The following is a 9279-nucleotide window of genomic DNA, read 5'->3' on the forward strand; positions in this document are numbered from 1 at the left end:
AAAAAAATAGGGGGGCGTGGGGAGGTTGGGGGTGTGTGGGGCGGTTGTTGGCCCCCCCCCCCCCGCGTGGCTCAGGCGGCGGCCTTGCGCTCGGCGATGTAGGCCTGGATCTGCTGTTCCAGCACCGGCAGCGGCACCGAGCCCTGCTTGAGCACGGCGTCGTGGAAGGACTTCACGTCGAAACGGTCGCCCAGCTCCTTCTCGGCCTGCGCGCGCAGGCGCACGATCGCGATCTCGCCCAGCTTGTAGCTCAGCGCCTGGCCCGGCCAGGAGATGTAGCGATCCACCTCGGTGGTGACCTCATGCTCGCTCAGCGCGGTGTGGTCGCGCAGGTAGGCGATGGCCTGCTCGCGGCTCCAGCCCTTGTGATGCACGCCGGTGTCGATCACCAGGCGCGCGGCGCGCCACATTTCGTAGGTCAGGCGCCCGAAGTCCTCGTACGGGGTTTCGTAGATGCCCATCTCCACGCCCAGCTTCTCGCAGTACAGGCCCCAGCCTTCGCCGTAGGCGGAGATGTAGGCGTTGCGGCGGAACTCGGGCTGCTCGCCCTGTTCGGCGGCAAGCGCGCCCTGCAGCGCGTGGCCCGGGTCGGATTCGTGCAGGGTCAGCGCCGGCAGGTTGTACAGCGGGCGCGCCGGCAGGTTGTAGGTGTTGAGCCAGTAGGTGCCCATGCCGCCGCGGCCGGCGGTCCAGAACGGCGCGATGTCCGGCGGCACCGGCACGATGGTGAAGCGCGCGCGCGGCAGGGTCATGTACTTGCCGATCACGCCATCCACGCGCTTGGAGATCCAGGCGGCGCGGTGCAGCAGCTCGTCCGGGGTCTTGGCATAGAACTGCGGATCGGTGCGCAGGAAGGTGAGGAACTCGGCGAAGCTGCCCTTGAACTGCACCTGCTGGATGATGCCGTTCATCTCGGTCTGGATGCGCGCCACTTCCTTCAGCCCGATCTCGTGGATCTGCTGCGGGGTGAGGTCCAGCGTGGTGTATTCGTGGATCTGCTGTTTGTAGTACGCCTTGCCGTCGGGCATCGCCTCGGCGGCCAGGGTGGTCCGCGCCTGCGGCACGTACTCGGTGACGAAGAACGTGCGCAGCTTGCCGAAGGCCGGCACCACGGCGCCGCCAATGGCCTGCTGCGCCTGCTCCCGCAGCTGCGCCTGCTCGGCGGCGGGAATGCTGGCCGGCAGCTTCTTGAACGGGGCGTACAGCGGCGACTGGGTGGCGTCCTTCAGCTCGGACACAGTGGCGATGGACACTTCGCGGCCATCGAGCACCGCACGCGGCACGCTGAAGCCGCGCTTGAGGCCGGCGCGCATGTTGTCGGTCTGCTGGTCGAAATAGCGCGGCACGTCGTTGAGGCGCGCGATGTAGTTGCGGAAGTCCTGCGCGGTCTTCATTTCGCGGCGCGCCATGAACGACAGGTTCGACCAGAACGACGAATCGGCGTTGAACGGCATTTCATAGCCGCGCAGGCGCACGTCGGCCGCCAGGTTGAAGATCTGGTCGCGGTAGATGGCGTAGTTGATCTGGTTGTCGGGCGAGAGCGTCTTCGGGTCGATCCTGTCGAGCTGGGCCAAGGCCGCGTCCCAGACCTTCAGCCGCGCCTGCTGGGCGGCGGCGCCGACATCGGGCATGCGGGTGGCGTTGGCCGGACCATCGCCGTCTTCGCTGGCCTCGCCACCGCCGTCCTGGCGCCACGCCCATTCCTTCTCGTAGATGGCACGGAACTGCGCATCGGCGGCACTCTCGGTGGCCAGGCTGGCGGGTGCGGCCGCCGGGGCGGCCGGCGGAGCAGCAGACGCAGCGCCGGCGGGAAGGGCCAGGGCAAGCAGCAGGGCGGTGACGAGCGGCGATTTCACGATCAGCGGTTCCCGATGGACGGCAAACCCCGATCATGGCACCCCCGCAGGGGCCGGTGCATGGATCAAAGGTCCTGCCGCAACGCGGCAGGACCTGGGGATCGACCGCGGGTCGGGCGCGCGCGGCGGGCCTGGGATCGACCGCGGGTCGGGACCGGAGCGCCGCAGGCGCGTGGTAGAGCCGACCGTTGGTCGGCTGCTCCTCTGGTCTCGCCGTACGCCCGCGCGAAAGGCAGCCGACTAACAGTCGGCTCTACCCAGTCGGCTCTACCCGGTACGCCCGCGCGAAAGCGAAAGGCAGCCGACTAACAGTCGGCTCTACCCTGTCGGCTCTACCCGGTAGCTACCGACCGTTGGTCGGTAGACCGATCAATGCTGCGCCTTGTCCCGCTTCCACCCACGGTGCTGGATATCCAGCTTCAGGCTGTACAGCGCGGTGAAGGCCGGGAACAGGTTCTGCAGTACGCCCACCGAGTCCTGCTTGGCCGAGAACAGGAAGTAGCTCAGCGTCATCAGGCTGCCGACCACGCTCATGTACCAGAACAGGCGCGGGATCACCGGCTTGCCGGCGCGCCGGGAGGCGACGAACTGCACCAGCCAGCGGCCGCCGAACATCAGCGCGCCGGTGTAGCCGATCAGCTTCCAGCCGGTCACGTGCAGGCCGGTCCAGTACAGCCAGGTCAACGGTTGGTCGAGCCAGTGCAGTTCCATCAGCGCTCTTCCACGGCCGTGCGCTTGCTGCGCGTGATCAGCCAGGCCACGCCGCGCAGGTCGCGGATGCCGACCAGTGCACGGCCCAGGTTGTTGTACTTGGAGACACCGGCGGTGCGGTGGCGGTGGTTGACCGGCACGCTGACGGTCTTCCAGCCGGCGCGCTGCATCAGCGCCGGCAGGTAGCGGTGCATGTGGTCAAAGTACGGCAGGTCCAGGAACGCGTCACGCTCGAACAGCTTGATGCCGCAGCCGGTGTCGGGGGTGTCGTCGCGCAGCATGCGCGCGCGGATCGCGTTGGCCCACTTGCTGGCCCAGCGCTTGCTGCCGCTGTCCTGGCGGTTGACCCGCCAGCCGGCGAACAGCTTCACCTGCGGCTGGGCCGCGTCGCGGGCGGCCAGCAGCCCGGGGATGTCCGCCGGGTCGTTCTGGCCGTCGCCGTCCAGCGTGGCGATCCACGGCGCGCGCGCGTGCTTGACCCCGGTACGCACTGCGGTGCTCTGCCCGCTCTGGCTGACGTGGTGCAGCACCCGCAGTTCCGGGTTGCCGGCCTTCAGGCCCTGCAGCACCGCCAGGGTGTCGTCGCGGGAGTGATCGTCGATGTAGACGATCTCGAAGTCGATCCGGCCGCGCAGCGCGGCGGTGATCTCGTCGATCAGGGGTTTGACGTTGTCGCGTTCATTGAAGACCGGGACGACGACCGACAGCTGGGGTTGGCTCATGGTCAGGCTCTGCGAAGGGCCGGGATCGAAAAAGAGCGCGCATTGTCCGCACGCGAGGTTATCTGAAGATGAATTGGCGCGTGTGTTTCAGGCGTGATCGCCGAAATAGTCGCGGCACCAGGCCACCACCGGGGGCAGACCGCGCTCGATCGGCGTGGCCGGTTCATAGCCGAAGGCGTCATGCGCGCGCGTGGTGTCGGCCATCGTGCGGACCATGTCGCCGGGCTGCAGCGGCTTGTAGACCTTGTGCGCCGGACGTCCGGCCGCCGCCTCGATGATGCCGATGAAGTGCTCCAGCTCGACCGGGGTGTGGTTGCCCAGGTTGAACACACGGTGGGGAACCTCCTCGCCGGACGGATGCGCCAGCGCGCCGAGGATACCGGCCACGATGTCGGAGACATGTGTGAAGTCGCGCTGCATTTTTCCGTCGTTGAACACATCGATCGGGCGTCCCGCCAGCACCGCGCGCGAGAACAGCAGCGGCGCCATGTCCGGGCGGCCCCACGGGCCGTACACGGTGAAGAAGCGCAGGCCGGTGGCATGCAGGCCGTACAGATGGGCATACGTGTAGGCCATCAGCTCATTGGCCGCCTTGGTCGCGGCGTACAGCGAGCGCGGCTGGTCGATGCGCTGGTCCTCGGAGAACGGCGGCGTTGCCGAATCGCCATACACCGAGCTGCTGGACGCGTACACCAGGTGCGCCACGCCACGGTGGCGGCACAGTTCGAGCATGTTGACGAAGCCGGCCAGGTTGCTGTCGACGTAGGCGTGCGGATTCTCCAGCGAATAGCGCACCCCGGCCTGCGCGGCCAGGTGGATCACCCGGGTTGGCTTGACCTCGTCGAACAGGGCGGCCAGGCCCTCGCGGTCGGTGAGGTCCAGGACGCGGATGTCCGCATCCGGGCATAGCGCGGCCACACGATCGCGCTTGATCTGCGGATCGTAGTAGTCGTTGTAGTTGTCCAGGCCGACCACCGCGTGGCCCGCATCGAGCAGGGCACGGACGGTGTTGGCGCCGATGAAGCCGGCAGCGCCGGTGACAAGAAGGGTCATGGAGGGGCGTCCCGGAAAGTTCACTGCGTCTATTGTGCTATGCCGCGCTCACCGCAGGGTCAACGGTGCTTCCTTTGCCAGCGTGGCCTTGCGTTCCTTGCTGAAGTCCCACCACGGGCGCGGCGCCTCGCCCTGCATGAAGCGCACGATCGACAGGAAGACGTCGATCACGCACGGATCGTGCACCACGCCGGTACGCAGACACAGCTGCGCGTACATGTCATAGGCGTCACGGCCCCGAACATGCGCGGGCACGCGGATGCCGATCAGACGCAGATCTTTCTCACAGGCCGGCCCGACGTTCGGCAGGTCGGTCAGACGCAACAGATGGTTGCGGTCGACCTTGGTGGGGTTCATTGCAGGGGGGACATCCTCTGGCGCAGGTCGGGACTCAGCCCTTCTGTACGCGGAGTCGTTCGAGCACGCCATCCAGCGTGTCCAGGTCGGTGTAATGGATGATCAGCTTGCCCTTGCCGCCACGGCCGTGGTTGATCGCCACGCGGGCGCCCAGCGATTCGGACAGTTCGGTCTCCAGCGACGCGATGTCGGCCTGCGGCGCACTGGCCGCCGGCTTCTTGCGCAGCGCGCCGGGCACCTTGCCCGCGGCGAACTGCTGCGCGCGGTGTTCCACTTCGCGCACCGACCAGCCTTCATCGGCCGCTTCCTGGGCCAGCTTGCTGGCCAGTTCCGGCGCCAGCGTCAGCAGCGCGCGGGCGTGGCCCATTTCCAGCCGGCGGGTTTCCAGCAGCAGGCGGATGGCGACCGGCAGCTCGAGCAGGCGCAGCAGGTTGGATACCGCCGCGCGCGAGCGGCCGACAGCCTGGGCGGCTTCGGCATGGGTCAGCGCGAACTCGCTGATCAGGCGTTGCAGGGCCTCGGCTTCCTCAAGCGGGTTGAGGTCTTCGCGCTGGATGTTCTCGATCAGCGCCATCGCAATGACGGTGCGGTCTTCCAGCTCGCGCACCACCACCGGCACTTCATCCAGGCCGGCCAGCTGGGAGGCGCGCCAGCGGCGTTCGCCGGCGACGATCTCGAAGCTGTCCACGCCGAGCTGGCGCACCAGGATCGGCTGGATCACGCCCTGCGAGCGGATCGAGTCGGCCAGTTCGCCCAGCTTGGTCTCGTCCATGTCGCGGCGCGGCTGGTACTTGCCGGGCTGCAGCTGCCCCACCGGCAGCTTGCGCAGGATCTCACCGGGCTGCGGTTCGACCACCGCGGCCGCCTGCACCTGCGTCACCGCCCCCTTCGGGCCCAGCAGGGCGTCGAGGCCACGGCCGAGGCCGCGTTTCTTGCCGAGGGCGGGCTTGGTGCTCATCAGGCGGTCTCCAGGGCCTTGTCGGCCTTATTGCGTTGTTGGTGGCGGCGGATGATCTCGCCGGCCAGGCCGAGGTAGGCAACGCCACCACGCGAGGCACGGTCGTAACCGACGATGCTCTGGCCGTGGCTGGGCGCTTCGGCCAGGCGCACGTTGCGCGGCACGATGGTGCGGAACACGCGGTCGCCGAAGTGCTCGGTCAACTCGGCCGACACCGCGTTGGCCAGGTTGTTGCGCACGTCGAACATGGTGCGCAGGACACCTTCGATCTCCAGTGCCGGGTTGAGGTTGGCGCGCAGCGCTTCAATGGTTTCCACCAGCGCGCTCAGGCCTTCCAGGGCGTAGTACTCGCACTGCATCGGCACGATCACCGAATCGGCGGCGGCCAGCGCGTTCAGGGTCAGCAGCGACAGCGCCGGCGGGCAGTCGATCAGGATGTAGTCGTATTCGTCCCGGACCGGGGCCAGCGCGCGTTTCAGGCGCTGCTCGCGCTCGCCCTGGTCCATCAGCTGGATCTCGGCGGCGGTCAGGTCGATGTTGCCCGGCAGCAGGTCGAAGCCTTCCGGCGTGGTGACCCGGACTTCGGCAGCGGTGGCTTCGCCGAGCAGCAGGTCGCAGGTGGACGCGGCGACTTCACGCTTGTCCACGCCGCTGCCCATGGTCGCATTGCCTTGGGAATCGAGGTCGACCAGAAGCACGCGCTTGGGTGCAGCAGCCAGGGAGGCGGCCAGATTGACGGCGGTCGTGGTCTTGCCGACGCCACCTTTCTGGTTGGCGATGGCGATGATGCGGGCCATGCGGGTGAGCCTCATCGGCAGGGAGTGGGACTGGTCATTATGCGTATATGGGGCGTGTCATGCACTGAGAGATGCGCCGTGCGGGGCGCCCGAACGTCCCGGTGCGCGTGTTCGACGCACCCCGGGAAGGGCGGAGCGGCAACGGGGGCGGGCGCTGGCGCCGGTGGACCCGCGCGCGGCGGGCCACCGTGTCGATCCCGCACCTGCCGGCTCAGGGACCGGTGACAACCACCAGATGGCGCTCGCCGGTCAGGCCCGGCACATGCAGCGGCAGGACCTGCTCGACCGCCCAGCCGGCCGGCAGCTGGGCGATTTCCTCGTGCGGATACACGCCTTTCATGGCCAGCAGCCGGCCGCCCGGGCGCAGCAGATGACCGCCGACGGCGATGATGCCGGCCAGGGTGTCCATCGCACGGGCGGTCAGCGCATCGTAGGCGCCGGGCTCGGCCAGGGCTTCGGCGCGCGACTCGGCGACACGGGCGTTGCCCAGGCCGAGCTGGCGCACCGCTTCGCGCATGAAGCGGGCTTTCTTGCCGTTGCTCTCGACCAGGGTCACCTGCAGCTGCGGGCGCGCGATGGCCAGCGGGATGCCGGGCAGCCCGGGACCGGTGCCGAGGTCGGCCAGGGTGCCGCGCTCCAGGTGCGGCTGCATCGCCAGCGAGTCGAGCAGGTGGCGGGTGACCATCTCCAGCGGGTCGCGGATGGCGGTCAGGTTGTAGGTGCGGTTCCAGCGGTCGAGCAGGGTCAGGTAGGTCAGCAGGGGCGGCGCCAGGGCGGCATCCAGCTCCATTGCCGCCAGGCCACGCGCGAGCGCATCGGCCACGCCGGCCGGAAGGGTATGTTCGGTCATGGGGGGATTATCGCAGGTCGACGACGCGGGCGACCGCGCTGGCCGGCGCCGCGGCTGGCCTCACAGGGCGTGAAATGCCAGCGCCGCGCGGAAATCGGCGGCAGCCTGCCATTCGTGGAGGTGCCAGCGCGCGGCGTCACCGAGTTCGGGGTCGCACCAGGCCAGGTGCAGGGCGCCGGCGGCGTCGGGGGCCAGGTGCAGCCGGTGCAGACCGAAGGAGATGCCCTGCCCCTGCGCCTTGAGGATGGCTTCCTTGGCGCACCACACGCGGAAGAACCACGGACCGCGGATGTCTTCGTCCAGGCCCAGCAGCCAGGCCACCTCGGCGGGGTGGAAGAAGCGTTCGATGATCTCGCGCATCCGCGGGCGTGGACGCAGCGGCTCCAGGTCCACCCCCAGGCGCACGCCGTCGCCCAGCGCGACCAGCAGCAGGCCGTGGCTGTGGCTCCAGCCGGTACCCAGGTGGGCCAGTGGCCCGTGCAGTTCGGGGCGGCCGCGCGCGTCGCGCTCCAGCGGCAGGTGCTCGGGCAGCCCGCCCAGGTGACCGGCCAGCAGCACCCGGGCCTGCGGCTCGCCCCGGGTGCCGGGCACGTGCGGCAGGCACCAGACGGTCACCGGGCCGAACCGCCACGGGCCGGGCAAGGGCTCGGGCAGGGTCATGCGTACACCCGGTGAGCAGGGCTGCACGACGACTTCACGGCGGTTGCCGTCAACTGATCCGGTCGTTCACACCTCCCGGGAGTCAAGGCTATGGGCATCATCATCTGGTTGATCGTTGGTGGCATCGTGGGCTGGCTCGCCAGCATCATCATGCGACGCGATGCGCAGCAGGGCATCATCCTCAACATCGTGGTCGGCATCGTCGGCGCGCTGATCGCCGGCTTCCTGTTCGGCGGCGGCATCAACGATGCGATCACGATCCGTACGTTCCTGTTCTCGTTGATCGGCGCGGTGATCCTGCTAGCCATCGTGAATCTGTTTACCCGCAAAAGCGTCCGATAACCTCGCGGGGCAGGTACCCACCGTTGGTGGGTACGCCTTGTAAACAAGGCCCGGCACCCGCCGGGCCTTGTCTGTGTCAGCCCAGCTGCACCCATGCCGGCGCATGGTCGCTGGGACGGTCCCAGGTGCGCGGCTCGCGATCGATGCCCGAAGCCGTGGCGCGCGCCTTGAGCGCATCGGAGACCAGGGTCAGGTCGATACGCAGGCCCAGGTTGCGGCGGAAGCCCGCCGCCCGGTAATCCCACCAGCTGAACACGCCCTCTTCCTCGCTGTGCAGGCGGAACGCGTCGTGCAGGCCCAGCTGCAGCAGCCTGTTCAGCGCGCCGCGCTCGGCGGTGGAGGTGAGGATGTGGTTCTCGTTCCACACCAGCGGGTCGTGCACGTCGCGCGCATCCGGGGCGATGTTGAAGTCGCCCATCACCACCAGCTCGGGGTAGCGCTGCAGTTCGTCGGCCACCCAGGCGTGTACCGCCTCGAGCCAGCGCAGCTTGTAGGCGTACTTGTCGGTGCCCACGTCCTGGCCGTTGACCACGTACAGGTTGATGATCCGCACGCCCTTGACGGTGCCGGCGATGGCACGCTTCTGCTCATCCTCGAAACCGGGAATGCCGATCTGCACGTCCTGCGCCGGTTCGCGCGAGAGCAGCGCGACCCCGTTGTAGGTCTTCTGCCCGGCAAACACGCTGCGGTAGCCCAGCCCGGCCAGCACCGCGTCGGGGAACTTGTGGTCCTCCATCTTGGTTTCCTGGATGCCGACCACGTCCGGTGCGAACGCGGTGAGCCATTGTTCCAGGTGCGGCAGGCGCACGTTGAGGGAGTTGACGTTCCAGGAGGCGATTTTCATGGGGGTCATTCTACCCGGGGGTGGGCAATGGGTGGCCCCGGATGCGCCATTGGACCGTAGTGCCGGCCGCTGGCCGGCTCCTCGTGAACGTGTCCGGCGTCCGCGTGGAGCCGGCCAGCGGCCGGCACT

General features: G+C 68.5%; 11 protein-coding genes. 1 reads left to right on the plus strand and 10 read right to left on the minus strand.

The features are described 5' to 3' along the window. Positions 1-71 precede the first annotated feature (71 nt). The 9 genes from ACO6VK_RS08370 to ACO6VK_RS08410 form a co-directional block, all read right to left on the minus strand. Positions 72-1856, minus strand: coding sequence for a DUF885 domain-containing protein (locus ACO6VK_RS08370; protein WP_422506426.1), 1785 nt, complete (start codon positions 1854-1856; stop codon positions 72-74). A 369-nt stretch (positions 1857-2225) separates the two neighbouring features. Next, positions 2226-2567, minus strand: a complete 342-nt coding sequence (locus tag ACO6VK_RS08375) for a lipid-A-disaccharide synthase N-terminal domain-containing protein (protein WP_411852627.1) — start codon at positions 2565-2567, stop codon at positions 2226-2228. Next, positions 2567-3289, minus strand: coding sequence for a glycosyltransferase family 2 protein (locus ACO6VK_RS08380; protein ID WP_422506427.1), 723 nt, complete (start codon positions 3287-3289; stop codon positions 2567-2569). Before ACO6VK_RS08380 ends, ACO6VK_RS08375 begins: the two co-directional genes overlap by 1 nt. Before the next feature lie 87 nt (positions 3290-3376). Beyond that, positions 3377-4342, minus strand: coding sequence for an NAD-dependent epimerase/dehydratase family protein (locus ACO6VK_RS08385; RefSeq protein ID WP_422506428.1), 966 nt, complete (start codon positions 4340-4342; stop codon positions 3377-3379). A gap of 48 nt (positions 4343-4390) precedes the next feature. After that, positions 4391-4699: a helix-hairpin-helix domain-containing protein gene (locus ACO6VK_RS08390; RefSeq protein WP_017357134.1), complete on the minus strand. Its 309-nt coding sequence runs from the start codon at positions 4697-4699 to the stop codon at positions 4391-4393. 34 nt (positions 4700-4733) lie between these two features. Next, positions 4734-5657: a ParB/RepB/Spo0J family partition protein gene (locus ACO6VK_RS08395; RefSeq protein WP_422506429.1), complete on the minus strand. Its 924-nt coding sequence runs from the start codon at positions 5655-5657 to the stop codon at positions 4734-4736. After that, positions 5657-6454 (minus strand): ParA family protein, encoded by a 798-nt coding sequence (locus tag ACO6VK_RS08400; protein ID WP_422506430.1) that lies wholly within the window; start codon positions 6452-6454, stop codon positions 5657-5659. The genes ACO6VK_RS08395 and ACO6VK_RS08400 overlap by 1 nt, the downstream gene beginning before the upstream one ends. Positions 6455-6665: 211 nt before the next feature. Next, positions 6666-7304 carry a 16S rRNA (guanine(527)-N(7))-methyltransferase RsmG gene (gene rsmG / locus ACO6VK_RS08405; RefSeq protein WP_422506431.1) on the minus strand — a complete coding sequence of 213 codons (639 nt, stop codon included), beginning with the start codon at positions 7302-7304 and terminating at the stop codon, positions 6666-6668. Positions 7305-7364: 60 nt separating this feature from the next. Continuing rightward, positions 7365-7964 (minus strand): 4'-phosphopantetheinyl transferase family protein, encoded by a 600-nt coding sequence (locus tag ACO6VK_RS08410; protein WP_422506432.1) that lies wholly within the window; start codon positions 7962-7964, stop codon positions 7365-7367. Positions 7965-8054: 90 nt separating this feature from the next. Between ACO6VK_RS08410 and ACO6VK_RS08415 the strand changes: the two genes are divergently transcribed. Then, on the plus strand, positions 8055-8306 hold the full coding sequence (locus ACO6VK_RS08415) for a GlsB/YeaQ/YmgE family stress response membrane protein (protein WP_422506433.1): 252 nt from the start codon (positions 8055-8057) through the stop codon (positions 8304-8306). A gap of 76 nt (positions 8307-8382) precedes the next feature. Here the strand turns inward: ACO6VK_RS08415 and xth are convergent, their stop codons facing one another. After that, the gene (gene xth / locus ACO6VK_RS08420; protein WP_422506434.1) at positions 8383-9150 is read right to left on the minus strand and encodes an exodeoxyribonuclease III; all 768 of its coding nucleotides are present in this window, start codon (positions 9148-9150) and stop codon (positions 8383-8385) included. Between the last annotated feature and the right edge of the window lie 129 nt (positions 9151-9279).

This window comes from Stenotrophomonas sp. GZD-301, assembly GCF_049310345.1.
Lineage (GTDB): Bacteria > Pseudomonadota > Gammaproteobacteria > Xanthomonadales > Xanthomonadaceae > Stenotrophomonas.

Bases quoted from the DNA above. Each gene is read 5' to 3' on its own strand.
- ACO6VK_RS08375 (WP_411852627.1), bottom strand. From the start codon at position 2,567: ATGGAACTGCACTGGCTCGACCAACCGTTGACCTGGCTGTACTGGACC.
- ACO6VK_RS08380 (WP_422506427.1), bottom strand. From the start codon at position 3,289: ATGAGCCAACCCCAGCTGTCGGTCGTCGTCCCGGTCTTCAATGAACGC.
- ACO6VK_RS08385 (WP_422506428.1), bottom strand. From the start codon at position 4,342: ATGACCCTTCTTGTCACCGGCGCTGCCGGCTTCATCGGCGCCAACACC.
- ACO6VK_RS08390 (WP_017357134.1), bottom strand. From the start codon at position 4,699: ATGAACCCCACCAAGGTCGACCGCAACCATCTGTTGCGTCTGACCGAC.
- ACO6VK_RS08395 (WP_422506429.1), bottom strand. From the start codon at position 5,657: ATGAGCACCAAGCCCGCCCTCGGCAAGAAACGCGGCCTCGGCCGTGGC.
- ACO6VK_RS08400 (WP_422506430.1), bottom strand. From the start codon at position 6,454: ATGGCCCGCATCATCGCCATCGCCAACCAGAAAGGTGGCGTCGGCAAG.
- rsmG (WP_422506431.1), bottom strand. From the start codon at position 7,304: ATGACCGAACATACCCTTCCGGCCGGCGTGGCCGATGCGCTCGCGCGT.
- ACO6VK_RS08410 (WP_422506432.1), bottom strand. From the start codon at position 7,964: ATGACCCTGCCCGAGCCCTTGCCCGGCCCGTGGCGGTTCGGCCCGGTG.
- ACO6VK_RS08415 (WP_422506433.1), top strand. From the start codon at position 8,055: ATGGGCATCATCATCTGGTTGATCGTTGGTGGCATCGTGGGCTGGCTC.
- xth (WP_422506434.1), bottom strand. From the start codon at position 9,150: ATGAAAATCGCCTCCTGGAACGTCAACTCCCTCAACGTGCGCCTGCCG.